Annotated in this window: 19 protein-coding genes and 1 rRNA gene; 2 read left to right on the plus strand and 18 right to left on the minus strand. The window is 65.2% G+C overall.

Annotated elements, in window-relative coordinates; genetic code table 11:
* Positions 1–120 precede the first annotated feature (120 nt).
* The 15 genes from ftsA to coq7 form a co-directional block, all read right to left on the minus strand.
* Positions 121–1,353: a cell division protein FtsA gene (gene ftsA / locus G3N97_RS15655; protein ID WP_065060424.1), complete on the minus strand. Its 1,233-nt coding sequence runs from the start codon at positions 1,351–1,353 to the stop codon at positions 121–123.
* 27 nt (positions 1,354–1,380) lie between these two features.
* A complete protein-coding gene (locus G3N97_RS15660) occupies positions 1,381–2,136 on the minus strand; it encodes a cell division protein FtsQ/DivIB (RefSeq protein WP_205994069.1) in 756 nt (251 codons plus the stop codon).
* Between the two features lie 60 nt (positions 2,137–2,196).
* Positions 2,197–3,159: a D-alanine--D-alanine ligase gene (locus G3N97_RS15665; RefSeq protein WP_205994070.1), complete on the minus strand. Its 963-nt coding sequence runs from the start codon at positions 3,157–3,159 to the stop codon at positions 2,197–2,199.
* 5 nt (positions 3,160–3,164) lie between these two features.
* Positions 3,165–4,559, minus strand: coding sequence for a UDP-N-acetylmuramate--L-alanine ligase (gene murC / locus G3N97_RS15670; RefSeq protein WP_205994071.1), 1,395 nt, complete (start codon positions 4,557–4,559; stop codon positions 3,165–3,167).
* The gene (gene murG, locus G3N97_RS15675) at positions 4,556–5,659 is read right to left on the minus strand and encodes an undecaprenyldiphospho-muramoylpentapeptide beta-N-acetylglucosaminyltransferase (RefSeq protein ID WP_205994072.1); all 1,104 of its coding nucleotides are present in this window, start codon (positions 5,657–5,659) and stop codon (positions 4,556–4,558) included. Before murG ends, murC begins: the two co-directional genes overlap by 4 nt.
* Positions 5,656–6,939, minus strand: coding sequence for a putative lipid II flippase FtsW (gene ftsW, locus G3N97_RS15680; RefSeq protein WP_205994073.1), 1,284 nt, complete (start codon positions 6,937–6,939; stop codon positions 5,656–5,658). The genes murG and ftsW overlap by 4 nt, the downstream gene beginning before the upstream one ends.
* Complete coding sequence (gene murD / locus G3N97_RS15685; RefSeq protein ID WP_205994074.1) at positions 6,936–8,465, minus strand: UDP-N-acetylmuramoyl-L-alanine--D-glutamate ligase; 1,530 nt, start codon at positions 8,463–8,465, stop codon at positions 6,936–6,938. Before murD ends, ftsW begins: the two co-directional genes overlap by 4 nt.
* An 82-nt stretch (positions 8,466–8,547) precedes the next feature.
* A complete protein-coding gene (mraY, locus tag G3N97_RS15690) occupies positions 8,548–9,717 on the minus strand; it encodes a phospho-N-acetylmuramoyl-pentapeptide-transferase (protein ID WP_205994075.1) in 1,170 nt (389 codons plus the stop codon).
* A 20-nt stretch (positions 9,718–9,737) separates the two neighbouring features.
* Positions 9,738–11,153: a UDP-N-acetylmuramoyl-tripeptide--D-alanyl-D-alanine ligase gene (gene murF / locus G3N97_RS15695; protein ID WP_205994076.1), complete on the minus strand. Its 1,416-nt coding sequence runs from the start codon at positions 11,151–11,153 to the stop codon at positions 9,738–9,740.
* Entirely contained in the window at positions 11,150–12,715 is a 1,566-nt protein-coding gene (locus G3N97_RS15700; protein ID WP_205994077.1) for a UDP-N-acetylmuramoyl-L-alanyl-D-glutamate--2,6-diaminopimelate ligase, read from the minus strand. The genes murF and G3N97_RS15700 overlap by 4 nt, the downstream gene beginning before the upstream one ends.
* Positions 12,712–14,601, minus strand: coding sequence for a penicillin-binding protein 2 (locus G3N97_RS15705; RefSeq protein ID WP_205994078.1), 1,890 nt, complete (start codon positions 14,599–14,601; stop codon positions 12,712–12,714). Before G3N97_RS15705 ends, G3N97_RS15700 begins: the two co-directional genes overlap by 4 nt.
* Positions 14,598–14,954: a cell division protein FtsL gene (gene ftsL / locus G3N97_RS15710; RefSeq protein WP_205994079.1), complete on the minus strand. Its 357-nt coding sequence runs from the start codon at positions 14,952–14,954 to the stop codon at positions 14,598–14,600. Before ftsL ends, G3N97_RS15705 begins: the two co-directional genes overlap by 4 nt.
* On the minus strand, positions 14,951–15,904 hold the full coding sequence (rsmH, locus tag G3N97_RS15715; protein ID WP_205994080.1) for a 16S rRNA (cytosine(1402)-N(4))-methyltransferase RsmH: 954 nt from the start codon (positions 15,902–15,904) through the stop codon (positions 14,951–14,953). The genes ftsL and rsmH overlap by 4 nt, the downstream gene beginning before the upstream one ends.
* Before the next feature lie 17 nt (positions 15,905–15,921).
* A complete protein-coding gene (mraZ, locus tag G3N97_RS15720; RefSeq protein WP_027818006.1) occupies positions 15,922–16,350 on the minus strand; it encodes a division/cell wall cluster transcriptional repressor MraZ in 429 nt (142 codons plus the stop codon).
* Between the two features lie 389 nt (positions 16,351–16,739).
* Positions 16,740–17,453, minus strand: a complete 714-nt coding sequence (gene coq7 / locus G3N97_RS15725; protein WP_205994081.1) for a 2-polyprenyl-3-methyl-6-methoxy-1,4-benzoquinone monooxygenase — start codon at positions 17,451–17,453, stop codon at positions 16,740–16,742.
* 394 nt (positions 17,454–17,847) lie between these two features.
* Between coq7 and G3N97_RS15730 the strand changes: the two genes are divergently transcribed.
* On the plus strand, positions 17,848–19,047 hold the full coding sequence (locus G3N97_RS15730; RefSeq protein WP_205994082.1) for a porin: 1,200 nt from the start codon (positions 17,848–17,850) through the stop codon (positions 19,045–19,047).
* Between the two features lie 120 nt (positions 19,048–19,167).
* Here G3N97_RS15730 and G3N97_RS15735 read toward each other — a convergent pair whose 3' ends face one another.
* Both G3N97_RS15735 and G3N97_RS15740 read right to left on the minus strand, forming a co-directional pair.
* The gene (locus tag G3N97_RS15735; RefSeq protein WP_065060438.1) at positions 19,168–20,847 is read right to left on the minus strand and encodes a long-chain fatty acid--CoA ligase; all 1,680 of its coding nucleotides are present in this window, start codon (positions 20,845–20,847) and stop codon (positions 19,168–19,170) included.
* 124 nt (positions 20,848–20,971) lie between these two features.
* Positions 20,972–23,050, minus strand: coding sequence for a molybdopterin oxidoreductase family protein (locus G3N97_RS15740; protein ID WP_205994083.1), 2,079 nt, complete (start codon positions 23,048–23,050; stop codon positions 20,972–20,974).
* A 169-nt stretch (positions 23,051–23,219) separates the two neighbouring features.
* Here G3N97_RS15740 and G3N97_RS15745 point away from each other — a divergent pair, with 169 nt between their 5' ends.
* Positions 23,220–24,413: a M20 aminoacylase family protein gene (locus G3N97_RS15745; RefSeq protein WP_205994084.1), complete on the plus strand. Its 1,194-nt coding sequence runs from the start codon at positions 23,220–23,222 to the stop codon at positions 24,411–24,413.
* 141 nt (positions 24,414–24,554) lie between these two features.
* Here the strand turns inward: G3N97_RS15745 and rrf are convergent.
* Positions 24,555–24,668: ribosomal RNA gene (gene rrf, locus G3N97_RS15750) — 5S ribosomal RNA — on the minus strand.
* Positions 24,669–24,674 lie beyond the last annotated feature (6 nt).

Here is a 24,674-nt window from a genome sequence, read left to right on the forward strand (position 1 = left end):
GCAGTTATTCAGGGAGAGTCGGGCAACCCTCCACTGCGCGCCAGCCGCCGTCACCAGCGCTATCGGTCTCTGCTTTAACCCTTGTTGCTGCGTTAGCTGCTTCAACCTGTCGGCGCGGTATCAGAAGTTACCGAGGAACCAGTCCTTCATACGCGTGAAGACCTGGCCCATCGATCCCGACTGCACCGCTACCTTGCGGCCGCGCATACGCTGCGCGCGGCCTTCCGCCAGCAGACCCATCGCCGTCGAATAGCGCGGATTGCGCACGACGTCGGCGAGACCGCCCGCGTACTCCGGCACGCCAATGCGCACCGGCTTCAAAAAGATGTCTTCGCCCAGCTCGACCATGCCCGGCATCATCGCCGCGCCGCCCGTGAGGACGACGCCCGAGCTCAGCAGTTCTTCGTAACCCGACTCGCGCACGACCTGCTGCACGAGCGAGAACAGTTCTTCGACGCGCGGCTCGATCACGGCCGCCAGCGCCTGGCGCGACAGCGTGCGCGGACCGCGCTCTCCCAGACCCGGCACTTCGATCATCTCGTCCGGATCGGCGAGCGCCTGCTTCGCGATGCCGTAGCTCACCTTGATGTCTTCCGCGTCCGGCGTGGGCGTGCGCAGCGCCATCGCGATGTCGCTCGTCACCTGGTCGCCGGCGATCGGAATCACCGCCGTGTGACGGATCGCGCCTTCGCTGAAGATCGCGATGTCCGTCGTGCCGCCGCCCACGTCCACCAGCACCACGCCGAGTTCCTTCTCGTCGTCGGTGAGCACCGCCAGCGACGACGCCAGCGGTTGCAGGATCAGGTCGTTCACTTCGAGGCCGCAGCGGCGCACGCACTTCACGATGTTCTGCGCCGCGCTCACCGCGCCCGTGACGATATGCACCTTCACTTCGAGGCGGATGCCGCTCATGCCGATCGGCTCGCGCACATCTTCCTGACCGTCGATGATGAATTCCTGCGTGAGGATATGCAGCACCTGCTGGTCGGTCGGGATGTTGATCGCCTTCGCGGTTTCGATCACGCGCGCCACATCGGTCTGCGTGACTTCCTTCTCCTTGATGGCGACCATGCCGCTCGAGTTGAAGCTGCGGATATGGCTGCCTGCGATGCCGGTGAACACGTTAGTGATCTTGCAGTCGGCCATGAGTTCCGCTTCTTCGAGCGCACGCTGGATAGACTGCACCGTGGCCTCGATGTTCACCACCACGCCCTTCTTGAGACCTTTCGATTCGCTCTGGCCGAGGCCGATCACCTCGTAGTGGCCCTCGCCCTTCAATTCGGCGACGACGGCCACCACCTTCGACGTCCCGATGTCGAGGCTGACCAGCAGATCCTTATAGTCTTTACTCATATCGTGCTCGTTGCGTGTGATGTGCTGTTACTTCTTGCCGGGGCCCGGCGTGTCGTTGATGAACCGCATGCCGGCGGCCCGAATCGCGAAACCGTTCGGATAGCGCAAGTCCGCATACTCGATGTCCTTCCCCCAGCGTTGCGTGACCGCCGACCACGCGGCGATGAGGCGATGCGCGCGCTCGCCGAGCGTGTCGGCGTTGCGCTCGCGGCCAAGCTCCACTTCCGTGCCATTCGACAGCTTCACTGTCCACGCGTAACGCGACGACAGCGTGACTTCGTCGGGCTCGATGCCAAGTGGCGCGAACCACTTCTGCAGATCGCGATAGCGCGCGACCACTTCGGGCGCGGTGCCGTCGGGACCGTCGAACGCGGGCAGATCTTCGTCGAGCTCGCCCTGGTTCGCCGTGAACAGTTCGCCATCGGTGCTCACGAGCTGATCGCTGCCCCACGTGCCGAGCGGCTTGTACTCTTCGAGCGACACCGCCAGCGCATTCGGCCAGACGCGGCGCACGCTCGCATGGCGCACCCACGGCATCTGCTCGAACGCGGCGCGCGCGGTATCGAGATCGACGGTGAAGAAGTTGCCCTTGAGCCGGCCGACCACGCTCGCGCGCACCGTCGGCGCGTTGATGTGCTCGGTGTCGCCCTCGATGCGGATCTCGCGCAGCGCGAAGTTCGGACGCTGCACGAGCCAGTAGCAGCCAGCCGCCAGAAGCGCGAGCGCGAGCAGCGCGTGCAACGCGTTGGCGGCAAGGTTGAGCTGGCGTACGTTATTCCACATGTCGAGATTGTCGATTCAATGCACGGACTGCAATTCGTCGGTCAGAGATTAATTAAGGGTTCAATCTTTCAGCGTGAGTGCCAGCACGCGCACCACGAGCTCCGGATACTCGATGCCCACCGAACGCGCGGCCTTCGGCGGCAGCGAGTGATCGGTCATGCCGGGCGCCGTGTTCACTTCGAGGAAATACGGGTTGCCTGCACGGTCCATCATGAAGTCGGCGCGGCCCCAGTCGGTGCAGCCGAGCACGTCGAACGCGCGGCGCGCGAGCTTCTTCAGTTCCGCTTCCTTCTCCGGCGCGACGCCGCACGGGATCAGATACTGCGTCGTGTCGAGGATGTACTTCGCGTCGTAGTCGTAGAACTCGCCGGCCGGCACGATCTTGATGATCGGCAGATCGAGGTCGCCCGCGATGCACGCGGTGTACTCGCCGCCGCCTTCGATGCTCTTTTCCACCAGCACGATCTTGTCGTGCTTCGCGGCTTCTTCGAGCGCCGGCACGAGTTCGGCGGCCTGCTTCACCTTGATGACGGCCACGCTCGAGCCTTCGCTCGCGGGCTTCACGAACAGCGGCAGACCGAGCTTGGCGACGATTTGCGGCGCGCGCGCCGCGAAGTCGTCGCCGCGCAGCACGGCTTCGAACGCCGGCGTGGGAATGCCCAGTTGCTGCCACACGAGCTTGCTGCGGAATTTGTCGAGACCGAGCGCCGAACCGAGCACGCCCGTGCCCGTATAACGAATGCCGTAGAAGTCGAGCGCGCCCTGGATCTGGCCGTTCTCGCCATAGCCGCCATGCAGCGCGTTGAACGCGCGCACGAAGCCTTCCTCCTTGAGCGCCGACAGCGGACGCTCGGACGGATCGAACGCATGCGCGTCGATGCCGGCGCTTTGCAGCGCCTGCAGCACGAGCGAGCCCGACTTGAGCGACACCTCGCGCTCGGCGGACACACCGCCGAGCAGCACGGCCACCTTGCCAAACTGCTTCGGGTCGATCTTCTCGAATGGGGTATCGATACTGCTCATGTCGCTCACGCCTTTTGTTCCTGTTGCGCGATCCGGCCCGGCACGCCGCCGATCGAACCCGCGCCCATCGTAATCACCACATCGCCGTCGCGGACCACCGCGGCCAGCGCGTCCGGCATCTCATCCACCGTTTCGATAAACACCGGCTCGACCTTGCCCGCCACGCGGATCGCGCGCGCGAGCGCCCGGCCGTCGGCCGCGACGATCGGCGCTTCGCCCGCCGCGTAGACGTCGGTGAGCACGAGCGCGTCGGTCGTCGACAGCACGCGCACGAAGTCTTCGAAGCAATCGCGCGTACGCGTGTAGCGGTGCGGCTGGAACGCCAGCACGAGACGGCGGCCCGGAAACGCGCCGCGCGCGGCCGCAATTGTCGCCGCCATTTCGACCGGATGGTGGCCGTAATCGTCGATCAACGTGTAATGACCGCCGCCGTTGACCGGAATTTCGCCGTAACGCTGAAAACGACGGCCTACGCCGTTGAATTCGGCCAGCGCGCTCTGGATGAACTCGTCCTTCACTTCGAGCTCGGTCGCGATCGCGATGGCCGCGAGCGCGTTTTGCACGTTGTGATCGCCCGGCAGATTCAGCACGATGTCGAGCGACGGCGCATCTTCGCGCATCGCCGTGAAATACATCTTGCCGTCGCGCGGCACCACGTTCACCGCGCGCACCTGGGCGTCCGGCGCGAAGCCGTAACGGATGATCGGCTTCGAGACGAACGGCAGAATTTCCTTCACGTTCGGGTCGTCGACGCACAGCACCGCGATGCCGTAGAACGGCAGGCGATGCGTGAACTCGATGAACGCCTGCTTCAGGCGCGCGAAGTCGTGCCCGTAGGTGTCCATGTGATCGGCGTCGATGTTCGTGATGACTTCGATCACCGGGAAGAGATTCAGGAACGAGGCGTCCGACTCATCGGCTTCCGCGACGATGAAGTCGCCCGTGCCCAGACGCGCATTCGCGCCCGCGCTGTTCAGGCGGCCGCCGATCACGAAGGTCGGATCGAGCCCGCCCGCCGCCAGCACGCTCGCGACCAGCGAGGTGGTCGTGGTCTTGCCGTGCGTGCCCGCGATCGCGATGCCCTGTTTCAGGCGCATGAGTTCCGCGAGCATCACGGCGCGCGGCACGATGGGAATGCGGCGATGGCGCGCGGCCAGCACTTCGGGGTTGTCGCTGCGCACGGCCGTGGACACGACCACGGCGTTCGCGCCTTCGATGTTCTCTGCGTCGTGGCCGATCGCGATGCGCGCGCCGAGCGCGGCGAGGCGGTCGGTGACCGCGTTCTTCGCGAGGTCCGAGCCGCTCACGTGATAGCCGAGGTTGACGAGCACTTCGGCGATGCCGCTCATGCCCGCGCCGCCGATGCCGACGAAATGGATGTGTTTGACGATGTGTTTCATTGCTTTCCTCCCGCGCTTACGCCCGCCACGGCCGCGCAGATGCGCGCGACCTGATCGGCGGCGTCGGGTTTCGCGAGCGCGCGAGCGCGCTCTGCCATTTCCGCCAGCGATTCTCTGGTTTGTTGCTTGAGCCAATCCGCGAGCGCCTCTGCCGAGAGCTCGCGCTGCTGCACCACGCGCGCCGCGCCCTGCTCCGCGAGGAACGCCGCGTTGGTGGTCTGGTGGTCATCGACCGCGTAGGGGAACGGCACGAACAGCGCCGCCACGCCCACCGCCGCGATCTCGGCCACGGTCATCGCGCCCGAACGGCAGATCACGAGATCCGCGCGCTCATAGGCGCTTGCCATGTCGTCGATGAACGGCACGAGTTGCGCCGCTTCGCCCGGCTCGATACCGGCGTCGAGATAGTTCTGACGCAGCGCGTCGATATGCTTCGCGCCCGCCTGATGCACGACCTGCGGACGCTCGCCCTGCGCGAGCATCGACAGCGCGCGCGGCACGACTTCGTTGAGCGCCGCCGCGCCGAGACTGCCGCCCACGACGAGCACGCGCAGCGGACCGCTGCGCTGCGCGTAACGGTCCTTCGGCTGCACAACGTGTTCGAGTTCCTCGCGGATCGGATTGCCGGTCCACTCGGCGTGCGGCAGCGCGCCGGGGAACGCCACGAGCACGCGCTTCGCGAGTTTCGCGAGCACCTTGTTCGCGAGGCCCGCGATCGAGTTCTGTTCGTGCAGCACGAGCGGACGGCCCGAGAGCGCGCTCATCACGCCCGCCGGGAACGTGATGTAGCCGCCCATGCCGAGCACGACGTCGGGCTTCACGCGGCGCAGCGCTGCGAGACTTTGCGTGCAGGCGCGCAGCAGGTTCAGCGGCAGCATCAGCTTGGTCTTGATGCCCTTGCCGCGCACGCCGCCGAAACGCACGTATTCCATCGCGATGCCGTGCTTCGGCACGAGCGTCGCTTCCATGCCCGCGGGGTTGCCGAGCCACACCACGCGCCAGCCCCACTGCTCCATGCGATGCGCGACGGCGAGCCCCGGGAACACGTGTCCCCCGGTGCCGCCGGCCATCACCATGAGCGTGCGCGTTGCTGCGGTCATACCTTGCCTCCGCGCATCAAAACCCGGTTCTCGTAATCGACGCGCAGCAGCAGCGCCACCGCGATGCAGTTCAGCAAAATGCCCGAGCCGCCGTAGCTCACGAGCGGCAACGTGAGACCCTTGGTCGGCAGCAAGCCGAGGTTCACGCCCATGTTGATGAAGGCCTGCGCGCCGAACCACACGCCGAGCCCCTTCGCGACCAGACCGGCGAACGTGCGGTCGAGCGCGAGCGCCTGGCGGCCGATCTCGAACGAGCGGCGCACGATCCAGTAGAACAGCAGGATCACGATCAGCACGCCGACGAAACCGAGTTCCTCGCCGATCACGGCGAGAATGAAGTCGGTGTGCGCTTCGGGCAGATAGTTGAGCTTTTCGACGCTGCCGCCGAGGCCCACGCCGAACCATTCGCCGCGGCCGAACGCGATCAGCGAGTGCGTGAGCTGATAGGCCTTGCCCTGCGCGTAGCGGTCGTCCCACGGATCGAGGTACGCGAAGATCCGCTCGCGACGCCACGGCGACGCCCACACGAGCAGCGTGAAGGTGCCGACCGCCGTGGCCACGAGGCCGCCGAACAGCTTGCCGTTCACGCCGCCGAGGAACAGCACGCCCATCGCGATCGCCGCGATCACCATGAACGCGCCCATGTCCGGCTCGAGCAGCAGCAGCGCGCCCACGACGCCCACGGCGAACGCCATCGGCAAGAAGCCCTTGGCGAAGCTGTGCATGTATTCCTGCTTGCGCACCGTGTAGTTCGCGGCGTAGATCGTCACCGCGAGCTTCATGATTTCCGACGGCTGCATGTTGGTGATGCCGAGCGGAATCCAGCGGCGCGCGCCGTTCACGCCCTTGCCGATGTGCGGAATCAGCACCACGACGAGCATGCCCAGCGCGATCAGAAAGAGCTTGGGCGCGTAACGCTCCCAGACCGAAACCGGAATGCGGAACGCGATCAGCGCGGCGACCGTGGCGACCACGAGCGACACGATGTGACGCGCGAGAAACGCCCAGTCGCGGTACGACGCGTACTTCGGCGAATCGGGCATGGCGATCGAGGCCGAATAGACCATCACCACGCCGAGACCGAGCAGCGCGATCACTGCCCACAGCAGCGAGTGGTCGTAGTCGAGCATGCGCGAGCGCGCCGGACGCACGCCGTTGACGACGCTCGAGATGCCGCTCGTGCGCGCGCCGTTGGCGCCGCCTGCACCGCGTGCGCCGTCCGCTGCACCGCCGCTCGCTTCGCGCGACAGCCGCCCGCCGAATCGTTCGGACCAGCTCATATCATCGTCCCCCGTTCAGCGGCGATTTCTTCCACGGTGCCGTGGAACACGGCCGCGCGATGGGCGTAGCCCTTGAACATGTCGAAGCTCGCGCACGCCGGCGACAGCAGCACGACGTCACCCGGTTCGGCGAGCGTCGTGGCCGCACGCGTGGCGTCTTCGAGCGTGGCGTGGTCGCTGAGCGCGACGCCGGTGTTTTCCAGCGCGGCGCGAATCTTGGGGGCGTCGCGGCCGATCAGCATGACCGCGCGGCACCAGCGCTCCACGGGCGCGGCCAGCGGATCGAAGTCCTGGCCCTTGCCGTCGCCGCCCGCGATCAGCACCGCGCGTTGCGCGAGGCCATCGAGCGCCGCGACCGTCGCGCCGACGTTGGTGCCCTTGCTGTCGTCGACGAAATCGATGCCGTCGATCGAAGCGATCAGTTCGACGCGATGCGGCTCGCCGCGATATTCGCGCAGACCGTGCAGCAGTCGCGCGGGCGCGAGGTCGATCGCACGGGCGAGCGCGAACGCCGCGAGCGCATTCGCCGCGTTGTGCAGACCGCGGATGCGCAGCGCGTCGGCGGGCATCAGGCGCTTCATCGCGAGATTCACGGGCGCCGCTTCCTGCTGCTTGCGACGGCGCGGCGAAACCGGTTCGTCGCTTGCGTCGAGGTCGTGCGCCTGGACGAGCCAGAGCATGCCGTTTTCGCGCTGCACGCCGAGGTCGCCCGCGCGTTGCGGTTCGTTCACGCCGAAGGTCACGACCTTCGCTTCGCCGACCTGCTCCGCGTTCGCGAGCGACATCACGCGCGCGTCCTCGCGGTTCAGCACGCGCGTGGTCTGCGCGCCGAAGATGCGGCCCTTCGCGGCCGCGTAGGCGTCGAGCCCGCCGTGCCAGTCGAGGTGGTCCTGCGTGATGTTGAGGATCGCGGCCGCGTCGGGCGCAAACGTATGCGCCGTTTCCAGCTGGAAGCTCGAAAGTTCGAGCACCCACACGTCGGGCAGCGCAGTGTTGTCGATTGCCTCGGTGAGCTTGTCGAGCATCGCCGGGCTGATGTTGCCCGCCACCGCGACCGTCTTGCCCGCGCGTTCGCACAGCAGGCCGGTGAGGCTCGTGGTGGTGGTCTTGCCGTTCGTGCCGGTGATCGCCAGCACCTTCGGGTTGTAGCCGCTTTCGCCGAGATGGCGCAGCGCCTGCGCGAACAGTTCGAGTTCGCCCCAGACTTCGATGCCGCGTTCGCGCGCGGCGGCGATCAGCGGCACGAGGTCTTCCGCCAGCGGCGACAGGCCCGGGCTGATGGCGACCAGCTCCACGCCGTCGAGCAGCGCGGGCGTGAACGGTCCGCCGACGAAGTCGGTCTCGAGATTGCGCGCGGCGAGTTCGGGCGCGAGCGTGGCGAGTCCCGGCGGCGTTTCACGCGTGTCGGCAAGACGCAGGCGGCAACCATGCCGCACGCACCAGCGCGCCATCGCGAGACCCGATTCGCCAAGTCCCAGCACGAGCACCATCGGCTTTTGCCGATCCCGAAACTTCTCGCCAAACATTGCTTGCTTTCCTAAGTGACCTAAAGGACCAACCCGAGGACCAACCCGATGACCAAAGACTGTTGCTTCGCGCGGCTGCGGATCAGCGCAGCTTGAGCGTCGACAGACCGATCAGACACAGCATCAGCGTAATGACCCAGAAGCGCACGACAACTTGCGTCTCTTTCCAGCCGGACAGCTCGAAATGGTGATGCAGCGGCGCCATCTTGAAGATGCGGCGACCTTCGCCATAACGTTTTTTCGTGTACTTGAACCAGGTGACCTGCAGCATCACGGAGAGCGTTTCCGCGACGAAGATTCCGCCCATGATGAAGAGCACGATTTCCTGACGCACGATCACCGCCACCGTGCCGAGCGCGCCGCCGAGCGCGAGTGCGCCCACGTCGCCCATGAACACCTGCGCCGGATACGTGTTGAACCAGAGGAACGCGAGACCCGCCCCGCCCATCGCCGAGCAGAAGATCAGCAGTTCGCCCGCGCCCGCGATGTGCGGGAACAGCAGATATTTCGAGTAGACCGAGCTGCCCATCACGTAGGCGAACACGCCGAGCGACGCGCCCACGAGCACGACCGGCATGATCACGAGGCCGTCGAGGCCGTCGGTGAGATTCACGGCGTTGCTCGCGCCGACGATCACGAAATACGTGAGCGCGATGAAACCCCACACGCCGAGCGGATAGCTGATCGACTTGAGGAACGGCAGCAACAGGTCGGCGCGTGCGGGCAGGCCCATCGAGAGACCGCTGCGCACCCACGCCATGAAGAGGTCGAACACGCGCACGTTGCTCGCTTCGGAGACGCTGAACGCGAGATACACCGCTGCGAACAGGCCGATCACCGACTGCCAGAAATACTTCTCGCGCGAGGACATGCCGCGCGGGTCCTTGTGGACGACCTTGCGATAGTCGTCGACCCAGCCGATCGCGCCGAAGCCGAACGTCACCAGCATCACGATCCAGATGAAGCGGTTCGTGAGGTCGCCCCACAGCAGCGTGGACACCGCGATGCCGATGAGAATCAGCACGCCGCCCATCGTGGGCGTGCCCGACTTCACGAGGTGAGTCTGCGGACCGTCCTTGCGCACTGCCTGGCCGACCTTCATGGCCGTGAGCTTGCGGATCACGTACGGCCCGAAGAACAGACCAATACCCATCGCGGTGATGGTCGCCATCACCGCACGGAACGTCAGATAACTGAACACGCGCAAGAAGCTTGCGTCATTCTGCAGCCATTGCGCCAGCGCCAGTAGCATGCCTTGTATTCCTTCGTATTTCAGTGCGCGCCGGACGCTGCGTCCGGTGCAGGGGTTTGCGGATTCGTGAGTGCGGCCACCACGCGCTCCATCTGCATGAAGCGCGAGCCTTTCACGAGGATCGTGGCGTCCGGGCCGTAGCCCGCGCCAGCGAGTGCGCTCACGAGCGCGTTCGCGTCGGCGGCGTGCAGCGCGCCTGCGCCGAATGCCGCCGTGATGTCGCGCGCCGCGTCGCCGAGCGTATACAGCGCGTCGATGCCGCGCTCTTTCGCGTAAGCGCCCACCTCGCGGTGGAACGCCGGGCCGTCGTCGCCGACTTCGCCCATGTCGCCGAGCACCAGCACGCGCGGCGCGGCCTGCGCCGCCAGCACGTCGATGGCCGCGCGCACGGAATCGGGATTCGCGTTGTAGGTGTCGTCGATCACGACGGCGCCCGCGAGTTCGCCGAGCGCCGCACGCTTGACCTGCAGACGGCCCTTCACGGGCTCGAACGCTTCGAGGCCGCGCTGAATCGCGTCGAACGACACGCCCGCCGCGAGCGCCGCCGCCGTGGCGGCGAGTGCGTTGTGCGCGTTGTGCGCGCCGAGCACCTGCAATTCCACTTCGAGATGACCGTCGGGCGTCGCGATCGCGAGCCGCGATGCATTCACCAGCTTGCCTGTGACCGCGGCATCGACCGCGCGTTCATCGGTATGCAGCGCGAAATCAAGAATTTTCGAGCCGGTGGCCGCCACGCGCCAGATGCCTGCATAGGCGTCGTCGGCGGGAAACACGGCCGTGCCTTCGGGCTTGAGCGCGTGAATCACGCTCGCGTGTTCAAGCGCGACGGCTTCCACCGTCGCCATGAATTCCTGGTGCTCGCGCTGCGCGTTGTTCACCACGGCGACGGTCGGCTCCGCGAACTTCGCGAGCAGCTCGGTTTCGCCCGGATGATTCATGCCCAGCTCGACCACCGCCAGCTTGTGCGAGGCATTCAGACGCAGCAGCGTGAGCGGCACGCCGATGTCGTTGTTCAGATTGCCCGCGGTCGCGAGACGCGCTTCGGCGCCGACTGCCGCCGCGAAGATCGACGCGATCATTTCCTTGACCGTGGTCTTGCCGTTGCTGCCCGTGACCGCGACGAGCGGCAGCGTGAAGCGACGCCGCCAGCCGAGTGCGAGCGCGCCCAACGCCGTGCGCGTGTCGTCCACACGCAGCGCCGGAATGCGCCAGTCGCCGGGGCTGCGCGACACGAGCGCCGCGCTCACGTGACGGCCCGCCACTTCGGGCAGGAAGTCGTGCGCGTCGAAGCGGTCGCCCTTGAGCGCGACGAAGAGATCGCCGGGACCGGTCGTGCGGCTGTCGGTCGAGATGCGCGCAAACGTGGCGTTCTCGTCGCCGAGAACACTCGCGCCGGGAATCAGCGCTGCCGCTTCGCGCAGGGAAAGCATTGTCATTCACCGCCTCCGCGCCCATGCCGATCGGAAGTCGGACGGGCTGCGAGCGCAAGGCGCGCGTGGTCCTGGTCGGAGAACGCGCGCTTCTTGCCCATGATTTCCTGAGTTGCCTCGTGCCCCTTGCCGGCCAGCACGATGACGTCTTCCTTCGCCGCACCGCGCACCGCTTGCAGGATCGCGCTCGCGCGGTCCTCGATGCGGCGCGCCTTCGCGGCCTCGCGCATGCCACCGACGATCTGGTCGATGATCGCCGTGGGCGATTCGCTGCGCGGGTTGTCGCTCGTCACCACGACCTGATCGGCGAGACGCTCGGCGATCGCGCCCATCAGCGGACGCTTGGTGGCGTCGCGGTCGCCGCCGCAGCCGAACATGCAGATCAGCTGGCCGCCGCGCGCCGCTGCAATCGGGCGCAGCGCGTCGAGCGTCTTTTCGAGCGCGTCGGGCGTGTGCGCGTAGTCGATCACCACGAGCGGCTCGTCGTGATCGGTGCGGCCGCCGAGGCGCTCCATGCGGCCGTTCACCGGCTGCAGCTTCGCGATTTCGTTGAGCGCCGCGAGCAGCGGCACGTTCGCCGCCAGCAGCGCGCCGAGCACGCCGAGCAGATTGCTGACGTTGAAGAGACCGAGCGTCTGCACTTCGACGTTCGCCTCGCCCCAGTCCGACGTTTCCAGATGGAACGCTGTGCCCGTGGCGGTCGCGCGCACGTTCGTGGCGCGCAGCCAGGCGTCGGCGGCCGGCGCATCGGCGGCGGGCGTTTCCACGCCGTACGCGATCGTGCGCGCCGTGCCGCGCGTGGCGGCGATCAGGCGACGGCCCGCTGCGTCGTCGGCGTTGATGACCGCCGCGCGCAGACCAGGCCACGCGAACAGACGCGCCTTCGCGGCTTCATACGCCTCGAAGGTGCGGTGGTAGTCGAGATGATCCTGCGTCAGATTCGTGAACACGGCGATGTCGAAGGACGTGCCGTTCACGCGACCCTGATGCAGCGCGTGCGACGACACTTCCATCGCAACCGCCTTCGCACCCGACTGCTGCAGTTGCGCGAGCGAGCGCTGCAGTTGTGGCGCGTCGGGCGTCGTGAAACCGGTGTGCACGAGCTGGCCGACGAAGCCGCTGCCAAGCGTGCCGACGATCGCGCACTTCTGGCCGATGGCCGTGAGCGCCGAGGCGATCCACTGGCTGCACGAGGTCTTGCCGTTCGTGCCGGTCACGCCGACCACGAGCATCGCGTCGCTCGGATCGCCATACCAGCCGCTCGCGATCTCGCCTGCGAGCACGTCGAGCTGCGGCACGGCGAGCGCGTTTGGCGCCTGCGAGAAGTCGAACGCGCCGGTGTAGCCCTCGGGCTGATAGACGACCGCCGCCGCGCCGCGCGCCAGGGCGCTTTCGATATGCGGACGGTTGTCCGCGCCTTCGACGGCGTAGGCGAGGAACACGTCGCCCGGCTGGAGCGAACGCGTGTCGGCGTGCAGATTGGCGGCGGGCGCGATGCGCGCGCGCAGCCAGGCGAGCGCGTCCGCGATCTGCCGGTGCGCGGGATGCTGATTGCGCGTGGCGCTCATCGGACGACTCCGGGACGGTTTTTCGCGTTGTCGGCGACGGTCATGTGATGCGCGCCGACAGGGGTTTTCAGGACAGGCGCCGCACTCGCGACGCGCTTCGTGGGACCGGCGGGCGCGTTCGCGGCGGCCGGCGCGGAGGCGCTATCATCCGAGACCACGAGCTGCTTGACCGGCATATCCGGCGGCACGTTGAGCGAGCGCAAGGTGTCGCCGACGATGCCCGAGAACACCGGACCCGACACCGCGCCGCCGAAGTGGCTGCCCGCCGTCGGCTCGTCGACCGTCACCGCCACCACGATGCGCGGGTTCGGCATCGGCGCCATGCCGACGAACGACGCGCGGTACTTCGAATGGTCGTAGCCGTGCGGGCCGTGCTTGTACGCCGTGCCGGACTTGCCGCCCACGCGATAGCCGGGCACGGCCGCTTCGGGCGAGGTGCCGTCCTTCGACACCACGCTTTCGAGCATCGTGCGCACTTCGCGCGCGGTGGTGGGCGCGAACACCTGCGTGCCGACCGCGGGCTGGTCGTCGCCAGGATGACGGAAGATCGACACCGGCAGAATCTGGCCGTCGTGCGCGATGGCCGTGTACGCACGCGCGAGCTGGAACAGCGACACCGAGAGGCCATAACCGTACGACATGGTGGCCTGCTCGATGCGGCGCCAGCTTTTCCACGGACGCAGCCGGCCCGGCGCCGCGCCGGGGAACCCGACCTTCGGCGCTTGCCCGAGACCGATGCTGGTGTACATGTTCCACATTTCTTCGGGCCGGAGCGTCATCGCGATCTTGGTCGCGCCGATGTTCGACGACTTCTGGATCACGCCGCCCACCGTCAGCACGCCGAAACCGGCGTCGTCGGTGATGGTCGCGCCGTCGAGCGTGAAGTGGCCCGCACCCGTATCCACCAGTGTAGTCGGCGAGACGCGGTGCAGATCGAGGGCCAGCGACACCGTGAACGGCTTCATGATCGAGCCCGGCTCGAACACGTCGGTGAGAATGCGGTTGCGCAACTGCTCGCCCGTGAGGTGCGAGCGGTCGTTCGGGTTGTACGTGGGGTAATTGACGAGCGCGAGCACTTCGCCCGTGCGCACGTCCACCACCATCGCCGCGCCGGCCTTGGCCTTGAACTTCTCCACCGCCGCCTTCAGGTTCGAATAGGCGATGTATTGAATCTTGCTGTCGATCGACAGTTCGACGTCCGTACCATCGTGGGGCACGACCGTTTCGTCGACGTCTTCGACGATGTGGCCCATGCGGTCCTTGATAACGTGACGAATGCCGGGCATGCCGGCAAGAATCTTCTGGTCGGACAGCTCGACGCCTTCCTGCCCTTCGTCTTCCACATTGGTGAAGCCGATCAGGTGGGCCGTGACGTCGCCTTCCGGATAAAAACGTTTGTATTCGTTGCGCTGATAGATGCCGGGGATGTCGAGCGCCGTAATCTGCTGCGCGACGTCGAGCGGCACCTGGCGCTTCACATAGACGAAGGTCTTGTCTTCCGAGAGCTTCTTGCGCAGTTCCTGCTGCGTCATGCCGAGCAGTTTGCCGAGCTGCGCGAGCTTGTCGGCGCCGAGGTCGTCGGGCACGGCTTCGGGAATCGCCCAGATCGCGCGCACGGGCAGACTCGTGGCGAGCACGAGGCCGTTGCGATCGAGAATCTTGCCGCGCGTGGCGGGCAGTTCGATGGTGCGCTGATAGCGGCTTTCGCCCTGCTTCTGATAGAAGGCGTTGCCCGGTCCCTGAATCCAGAACGCGCGCGCGGCGAGCGCGACGAACGCCATGAACAGCATGAAGACAACGAGCTTCGAGCGCCACATCGGCAGGCGCACGGAGAGAATGGGGTTCGCGGTGAAGGCGACGCTCTTGCGGCTGTTGCCCTTTTTCATCGCGCGCCTCCGCGACGGTTGGCGGCCGCCGCCGCGCCCTGCGCCGGCGCGGACGTGGGCACAGGCGCGTCCACAGCCGTGGCCGCGCCCGGTGCGAGCGTCAGGTATTGCGTGCGTCCGGTCGTCACGGGCTGCATCTTGAGCGAATCGGTAGCGATCTGTTCGACGCGCGACGTTCTGGACAGCGCGCTCTGCTGATACTGAAGTTGCGCGTAGTCCTGCTGGAGCTGACGCTCCTGCGACTGCGCGCGTTGCAACTGAATGAAGATCTGACGCTGCTGATTGGTGGCGTTGACGACCGACAACGCGCAACCCATGACGACGATCAGCAGGAAGATGTTCAGGCGGTTCATGGCGTGATGCGCTCCGCGATGCGCATCACAGCCGAGCGGGCGCGCGGATTCGCGGCGACTTCCTCGTCGCTCGCGAACACGCGGCCGAGCAGCTTCATCGGCGGGCTGGGCAGGTCGACGGCGCGGATCGGCAGGCGGCGATCGATAGCGGGCGCGGTGGCGTGCGCCTGCATGAACCGCTTCACGATTCGGTCTTCCAGCGAATGGAAGCTGATGACCACGAGCCGCCCTCCCTGCTCCAGCAACGCCAGCGCTGCTTCTAGAACGACCTGCAGCTCCGCAAGCTCTTGATTGACGTGAATCCGTATAGCTTGAAAGGTGCGGGTTGCCGGGTCCTTACCCTTCTCACGGGTTTTGACGGCGTTAGCCACGATTTGGGCAAGCTCGCCCGTGCTGTCGAGAGGCCCGAGACGGTCGGACTCTGCCCGGCGAGCAACAAGCGCCTTTGCAATCTGAAAAGCAAACCGTTCTTCCCCATAATCTCGAATCACCTCCGTCAGTTCCTGCAACGTGGCCCGCGCGAGCCAGTCAGCGGCGGACTCGCCGCGCGTCGGGTCCATCCGCATGTCGAGCGGACCATTGGCGCGGAAACTGAAACCGCGCTCCGGGTCGTCGATTTGCGGCGACGACACGCCCAGGTCCAGCAAAATCCCCGACACACGCCCTACCCCGCGCTCCGCCATCGCGTCGCGCAGTGAAGCAAAACTCTCGTGCACGATCGAGAACCGCGCGTCACCGACCTGTTCGGCCGTGGCGATCGCCAGCGGGTCCTTGTCGAACGCGATCAGTCGCCCGGCTTCGGAAAGCCGGCCGAGAACCGCGCGACTGTGCCCGCCGCGACCGAACGTGCCGTCCACATAGACGCCGTCCGCGCGCGTCACGAGCGCATCGACCGCTTCATCGAGCAGCACCGTGCGATGCTGCAATCCTTGTCCCATCGCAGATGCCATAGCGTTTTAAACCGCGATCAGAACGTGAAATTCTTCAAGGCGTCGGGCATGCCTTGGGCCATCGCCGCCTGTTCCTTCGCGGCGTAGGTTTGCGCATCCCACAACTCAAAATGACTACCCATGCCGAGCAGCATGACTTCCTTTTCCATACCAGCTGCGAGACGTAATTCGGGAGAGACGAGCACGCGACCCGCGCTGTCGAGGTCGACGTCGGACGCATTACCGAGAAAAATGCGGCGCCACCAGTGGGCGTCCATCGGCAATGCGGCGACTTTCGCGCGGAAGACTTCCCATTCAGGGCGCGGAAATAGCAACAGGCAGCCGTCCGGGTGCTTGGTGATCGTCACCCGGCCTTCTGCCTGTTGTTGCAGCGCGTCCCGATAGCGAGACGGAATCGACATCCGTCCTTTCGCATCGAGTGTCAGCGCCGACGCCCCCTGGAACAATTTGCTCCCCCTCACGCGGCGCCGATCGCCGCCCGTCTAAATCTCAGGAAATTTACCCGAATACGTATCTGGAATCACACAAAAATACACTTTCTCACACTGTCTCCCACTTTAGAGGAAGGCCCAACGAGGGTCAAGGTGGCTGGCGCGTTTTTTGACGAAATTTATCCGCTAGAACAAGGACTTAGCGGCACTTGTTCAAGTCAGGCGCAAAGCCAAAAACCGTTATGAATGAATGAGCTAACGCAGGTTGTGAAGGTGATACGTGAAATATGCGGTGAAAATCGCGGTGGTGCGGGGCGTTGGCGGGGATTAAAGCGAAAGGCTAAATGCGGTAAAGGGGCGGTAATCGCGCGGACCGGTGTCTCCCACCTGCCCGCGCAAAATCACTAGATGTAGTAAGCCGTGCGCGTCATGACTTTCGACGCGGCGCGCATGAGCGAGCGCATCGGCAGCGGCAATTCGATGCCGCCGAGGTCGGTGGCCGAGCGCGCGTGCGCGATCTCGTCGGTGCGCATCTGCTCGACGATGGCGCGCGATTCGAGGTCGGCGGGCGGCAAGGCGTCGAGGTGGCTGTCCAGGTGATGTTCGACCTGACGCTCGGTTTCGGCCATGAAGCCGAGGCTGATCCGGTCGCCCAGACGGCCCGCCGCGAAGCCAATCGCAAGCGCGCCCGCGTACCAGAGCGGATTGAGCAGGCTCGGACGCGAATCGAGCGCTTCCAGACGGCGCGCGGTCCAGGCGAGGTGATCCTCCTCCTCTTGCGCGGCGTGCTCGAAGGCGGCCTTCAGCGACGGCGAACGCGTGGCGATCTTCTGCGCCTGGTAGAGCGCCTGCGCGCAGACCTCGCCGACGTGATTCACGCGCATGAGGCCCGCCGCGTGCGAGCGCTCGGCAGCCGTGAGCTCACCGGGCGCGGTGCCGACCGCCGCCACGCCAGCCACATCGGAATCGTCGCCGGCTTCGTGCGCGACATCTTGCGCGGGCGTGCGCGCCGCTGCCGATTCGGTGGACGGCTGAGGGATGGGCCGCGACATGCGCGACACGCCAGTGATCGAGCGCAGGCCCCGATCGAATTCGGTAATCAACTCGTCAAGCGTCATCCAACCTCCCTCCTCGCGCACTGCAAACAGCACGGCAAAAGCACAGCGAAAACACGACCCCGAACGCCGGCGACGCCGTGTGAAATGCGTCTGATAAGCATCTCGCATTCGCCGACCGACCGGCCGTTAAAAAGCACTACAGGAACTCTCGCAGCGCCGTCAATCGGGGGCTGCGCCGATACCCGGCGCATATTCTAGACCATGTTGTGTAAACGAAACAGGTACTTAGGAGCGGTCTGGCTTTTCCTTTGTGCCCCCTAACCCTTTTGTTACATTACATGCAACTTCTCGCGAAGTTAGACAGGCAAGGCCACAGCAAGACACATCGCACTACATAAGAATCGGCCTTGTAAAAAGACGCATAAAAGATTCGCAAAATACTGGAGATCATTCAATGAAGAAGTCGCTTCTCGCGCTTGCTGCGCTGGGCGCGTTCGCGGGCGTTGCTCACGCACAGAGCAGTGTCACGCTGTACGGCATCATCGACGAAGGTTTCAACATCAACACGAACTCGGGTGGCAAGCACCTGTACAACCTCTCGAGCGGCGTAATGCAGGGCAGCCGTTTCGGCCTGCGCGGCGCTGAAGATCTGGGCGGCGGTCTGAAGGCAGTCTTCGTGCTCGAAAACGGCTTCGACGTGAACAACGGCAAGCTGGGTCAAGGCGGCCTGATGTTCGGTCGTCAAGCCTACGTCGGCCTGAGCAACACGCAGTTCGGCACGGTCACGCTGGGTCGTCAGTACGACTCCGTCGTCGACTACGTCGGTCCGCTCGAAGCGGGCGACCAGTGGGGCGGCTACATCGCCGCTCACCCGGGCGACATCGACAACTTCAACAACGCGTACCGCACCAACAACACGATCAAGTTCACCAGCGCGAACTACGCTGGCCTGACGTTCGGCGGCACGTACAGCTTCGGCGGCACGGCAGGCGACTTCACCCACAACCAGATCTGGTCGCTGGGCGCAGGCTACAACAACGGCCCGCTGGCCCTCGGCCTCGCCTATTTGAACGCGCGCACGCCGGCAGCATCGGGCGGCCTGTTCAACAACGGCGGCACGATCGCCGCGAACACGGGCACCGCGTCGGGCTTCGCCGTAACCTCGCCGGTCTACGCGGGCTTCGCTTCGGCCAACACGTACCAGGTGATCGGTGCAGGCGGCGCGTACACGTTCGGCGCAGCAACGTTCGGCCTGACGTACTCGAACATCCGCTTCGCGAACCTCGGCTCGTCGTACTCGAACGCAGCGATCGCCGGTTACCGCGGCCAGTCGGCGACGTTCAACAACGCCGAAGTGAACTTCAAGTACCAGCTCACGCCGGCTCTGCTGGTTGGCGCGGCGTACGACTACACGCGCGGCGCGTCGATCGATGGCGCTTCGCGTGCCCAGTACCACCAGGGCGCAGTCGGCGTCGACTACTTCCTGTCGAAGCGCACCGACGTCTACGTGGTCGGCGTGTACCAGCATGCGCTGGGCGAAACGCTGAACTACGCAGGTCAGGTTGTCGACGCGACGGCTGGCATCAACGGCCTGTCGGGTTCGTCGAACCAGAACCAGTTCACGGCGCGCGTCGGTATCCGTCACAAGTTCTAAGAAGAACAGCCGTAGTAGTCTCGAAGGCGCCTGCGGGCGCCTTTTTTCTTTGGTGCGCGCATAAAAAAAGCCCGCCCTTTCGGGCAGGCTTTTTTCACGAACGCTGCGAGCGCCGCGCTGTTACGACACGCGCGTGTCCCGCAATTCGCGACGCAGGATCTTGCCGACGTTGCTCTTCGGCAGATCGGTGCGGAACTCGATGAGCTTCGGACGCTTGTAGCCCGTGAGCTGCGTCTTGCAGTAGTCGAACACGTCCTTGTCGGTGAGCGCCGGGTCCTTCTTGACGATATAGAGCTTCACCGCTTCGCCCGAATGCTGATCGGGCACGCCCACGGCCGCCACTTCGAACACGCCCGGCAGCTTCGCGACCACGTCCTCGACTTCGTTCGGATAGACGTTGAAGCCCGACACCAGAATCATGTCCTTCTTGCGGTCGACGAGCTTGATATAGCCGCGCGTATTCATCACGCCGACGTCGCCCGACTTGAAGTAGCCATCTGCCGTCATGACCTTCGCCGTCTCTTCCGGACGCTGCCAGTAACCCGCCATCACCTGTGGCCCGCGAATGCAGATCTCGCCCGCCTCGCCGATCGGCAGTTCGTTGCCGTCGTCGTCGCGAATCGAGATTTCGGTGGACGGCAGCGGCAGCCCGATCGTGCCCGTGTACTCGGTGGCCGTGGTCGGATTGCAGGTCACGCTCGGCGATGTTTCGGACAACCCATAACCTTCGACGATCGGCGTTTGCGTGCGCTCGTACCAGCGCTTCGCGACCGCTTCCTGCACCGCCATGCCGCCGCCGTTCGCGACCAGCAGATGCGAGAAGTCGAGCTTGTCGAAATCGGGATGATTGAGGATCGCGTTGTAGAGCGTGTTGACCGCCGGGAACGTCGTGATCGAGTAGCCGTGCAGTTCCTTGATCATGCCCGCGATGTCGCGCGGATTCGGAATCAGGATCGCGAGGCCGCCCGTGCGCATCGTCAGCAAGCCGCAGACGGTGAGCGCGAACACGTGATAGAGCGGCAGCGCGGCAACCGTGACCGGCTGCACGCCGGCCGGCAGACGCGCGAGCGCGGGCTCGGTCCACGCAGCCGACTGCAGGACGTTGGCGATCAGATTGCGATGCAGCAGCGTCGCGCCCTTCGACACGCCGGTCGTGCCGCCCGTGTATTGAAGGAAGGCGACGTCGTCGGGCTTCTGCTCGACGGGCTTGAAGCTCTGGCGCGCGCCAGCCGCGAGCGCGGCCTTGAACGGCACGTGACCGGGCAGACTCCACGCGGGCACCATCTTCTTCACGCGGCGCACGACGAAATTGACGATGAAGCCTTTCGCCGCGCCGAGCAGATCGCCCATCGACGCGACCACGACGTGCTTCACGCGCGTTTGCGCGATCACGGCCTGGAGCGTGTTGGCGAAGTTCTCGAGGATGATGATTGCTTCGGCGCCGCTGTCCTTGAGCTGATGCTCAAGCTCGCGCGGCGTGTAAAGCGGATTGACGTTCACGACCACGTAGCCCGCGCGCAGGATCGCGGCGAGCGCGACCGGATATTGCAGCACGTTGGGCATCATGATGGCGATGCGCGCGCCGGGCGCGATACCGCGCGACTGGAACCAGGCGGCGAGCCGCTTCGACAGCTCGTCGAGCTGTCCGTAGGTGATGGCTTTGCCCATGCAGGCGAACGCGGGCTTCGCGCGATTCGCGTTGAAGCTCTCCGTGAGCAGCGCCGTGATGGACGCGTATTGGCTCGCGTCGATCTCGGCGGGCACGCCCGGCGGGTACGATTTCAGCCAGACCTTTTCCATGCGGCGTCTCCTCCTCTATATTTTCGAATGGTCGTGCTAAAAAATGGATCGTAGCACGGAGACTGTGTTTTTCTTACGGGAATCAGCGAGTTAGAAAGCGCCCTCGAACCCTTTCGGCCAGGGTTTACGCGCGTTCGACTTCGACGAGGCAATCGTAGAACGTCGCCGAATTGCCGAGGTCGGTGAGCGCCTGGCTCGTCACCTCGTTGGCGTTGCGGCCGTCGGGCGCGAGCTTCTTCCACCAGATCGACAAGCCGACCACGAGACCTTCGCGCGCACGTTCGGAAACGCGTGCGCGCGCACGCATCGAGCCGCGATCGTTGAAGACGCGAATCTGATCGCCGTCAGCGATATTGCGCTGGCCGGCGTCGGCGGGATTGAGATCGACGTGCGGTTCGCCTTCGGTCGCGCGCAGGCTCTCGACGTTCACGAAAGTACTGTTGAGGAAATTGCGCGCGGGCGGGGAGATCATCGCCAGCGGATAACGCGCCGCGAGTTCGGGCGCACCATCAGCCGATTCGTGCGGCGGCAGATAGTCGGGCAGCGGATCGAGGCCCGCTTGCGCGAGCGCTTCGCTGTAGAACTCGCACTTGCCCGTCGACGTGCGGAAGCCGCCGTGCGCGAACGGCGCATCGGCGATATTCAGCTTGATCCACGCGTTCTGCTTGAGCGTGTCCCAGCTCGCGCCATCGAAGGCCGGATCGCGCCAGTCGAATGCGCGCGACGCCACCTCTTCGTCGCTCTCGAACAGCGCGGGCTCGGTCAGGCCCATCGCGCGCGCAATCGAGCGGAAGATTTCCGTGTTCGGACGCGCCTCGCCCACCGGCGCGATTGCAGGCAGATTCGCCATCACGTGTGTGTGGCCGTAGGACTTATGGACGTCGAGGTGTTCGAGCTGCGTGGTCGCGGGCAGCAACAGATCGGCGTAATCGGCGGTATCGGTCTGGAACTGTTCGAGCACGATCGTGAACAGGTCCTCGCGCGCGAAGCCTGCCGCCACCTTTGCGGAGTCCGGCGCGACGGCAACGGGATTCGAGTTGTAGACCACGACCGCTTCGATCTTCGGACCGAACGCGGTGTCGCCGCGATGCGTAAGCGCATCGCCGATCTGGTTCATGTTGACGATGCGCGGCTGATGCTTCGGCCAACCCGGGATCAGGTCCGGGCGCTGCAGCGCGTGAGCATCGACCGGCGCCCAACCCGACGACGACAGCAGCACGCCGCCGGCACGCTCGCGCCACGCACCGGTGAGCGCGGGCAGACAGGCGATCGCACGCACCGCGTTGCCGCCGCCGCGCACGCGTTGCAGGCCGTAGTTCATGCGGATCGCCACCTTGCGCGTCGACGCATAAAGCCGCGCGAGGTCGACGATGGTCTGTTCCTCGATACCGCAAATCTGCGCGACACGGGCGGGTGTGTAGGTCAGCGCGCGCGCTTTCAGCGGCTCGTAGCCGTGCGTGTGCGCGGCGATGTAGCCGTGATCGAGCCGGTCTTCGGTGATCAACACGTGCATCATGCCGAGCGCGAGTGCGCCGTCGGTGCCGGGCTTCAACGCGATGTGCTGATGGCACTTCTCGGCAGTCAGCGAGCGGTACGGATCGATCGCGATCAACTTCGCGCCGTTGCGCTTCGCTTCCTGCGCGCGGGTCCAGAAATGCAGATTCGACGCGATCGGATTCGCGCCCCAGATCAGGATGACTTCGCTTTCCGCGAAATGCTCGGTGAGCATGCCGAGGCTCGAACCATACGTGTAGCGCAAGCCCGCCGCGCCGGCCGCCGCGCAGATCGCGCGATCGAGCCGCGACGCACCGAGTTTGTGGAAGAACCGTTGCGCGATGCTGTCGCCTTGCACGAGCCCCATCGTGCCCGCATAGCTGTACGGCAGGATCGCCTCGGGCGCACGCTGTGCGATCTCGCCGAGCCGCTCGGCCGCGATGGCGCAGGCCTCGTCCCACGTAATCGGCTCGAAACGCCCTTCTCCCTTGGCGCCGACGCGCTTCATCGGCTGCGTCAGGCGCTTCGGATGGTGCACACGTTCGGCGTAGCGCGTGACCTTCGTGCAGAGCACGCCTTGCGTCGGCGCGTGATCGGGGTCACCGCTCACCTTGATCGCCTTGCCGTTCTCGACGGTCACGCGCATCGCGCAGGTGTCGGGGCAGTCGTGGGGACAGACGGCGCGGGCAAATTCGGCTCGGGCGTTCATGAGAAATTCCGTGGGTGCGGCAAGGTGTCAGTACTGCGATTTTATTATGCGCAGCGCGCCCAACTGCCATGCGCCGGGTGCTGGAGCGCGAAAAAAAAGCTTCGGCGTAGAATGGTTCGTCTAGACCCGGCCTGATTGCCGGGCGCCCACTTTTCGAGCACTGCCCGCCATGAAACTGATCCCGGAAATCCAGGCCGCCCAAGGCGAAATTCAGGGCCTACGACGAACGATCCATGCCCATCCGGAACTGCGCTACGAAGAAAGCCAGACCGCCGATCTCGTGGCGTCGAAACTGGCCGAATGGGGTATCGAAGTGCATCGCGGTCTGGGCAAGACGGGCGTGGTCGGCGTGCTCAAACGCGGCAACGGCGCACGCTCGATCGGCCTGCGCGCCGATATGGATGCGCTGCCGATTCAGGAACTGAACACCTTCGATCATCGCTCGCGCAACGATGGCAAGATGCACGCGTGCGGCCATGACGGCCATACAGCCATGCTGCTGGGCGCCGCGCAATATCTCGCCCAGCATGGTGCATTCGACGGTACCATCGTCTTCATTTTCCAGCCCGCCGAGGAAGGCGGCGCGGGCGCGAAAGCGATGATCGACGATGGTCTTTTCACGCGTTTTCCCGTCGATGCCGTGTTCGGCATTCATAACTGGCCGGGCATGCCCGCTGGTGTCTTCGGCGTGACCGAAGGGCCGATCATGGCGTCGAGCAACGAATTCCGCATCGAAATCAAGGGCGTGGGCTCGCATGCCGCCCTGCCGCATAACGGGCGCGATCCGGTGTTCACGGCGGTGCAGATAGCCAACGGGCTGCAGAGCATCATCACGCGTAACAAGAAGCCGCTGGATACCGCTGTGCTGTCGATCACGCAGATTCATGCGGGCGATGCCGTGAACGTGGTGCCGAATACGGCGTGGATTGCGGGCACGGTGCGCACCTTCACGACGGAAACGCTTGATCTGATCGAATCACGACTGCGCAAGATCGCCGAGAGCACGGCCGACGCGTATGACTGCTCGGTCGATATCACGTTCCATCGCAATTACCCGCCGACCGTGAACAGCAGCGCGGAGACGCAATTTGCTGCCGAGGTGATGCGCGAGGTAGTGGGCGCGGATCGCGTCGACGCGAGCGTGGAACCGACGATGGGCGCCGAAGACTTCTCGTTCATGCTGCTGGAAAAGCCGGGCTGCTACGCGTTTCTCGGTAACGGCGATGGTGGACATCGCGAGTCTGGACACGGTGCAGGTCCGTGCATGCTGCACAACGCGAGCTATGACTTCAACGACCAGTTGCTGCCGGTCGGATCGTCGTATTGGGTGCAGCTGGCGACGAAATTTCTCGCGCAGAAGTAGTTGGGTGTGTTGTGTTGAAAGAAAAAAGCCGCCTTTGAAGGCGGCTTTTTTCTCTTTTACACGAGCATTTTCGTTTTCCCAAACGCCAGAACCCCGGCTCTCTTCTGGAGAAGCCGGGGTTCTGGACGTACTGCATAAGAAGCCTGACGATTACCTACTTTCACACGGGCAATCCGCACTATCATCGGCGTAGAGTCGTTTCACGGTCCTGTTCGGGATGGGAAGGGGTGGGACCGACTCGCTATGGTCATCAGGCATGAC

The sequence above is a fragment of the Paraburkholderia sp. Ac-20347 genome (assembly GCF_017104805.1).
Taxonomy (GTDB): domain Bacteria; phylum Pseudomonadota; class Gammaproteobacteria; order Burkholderiales; family Burkholderiaceae; genus Paraburkholderia; species Paraburkholderia tropica.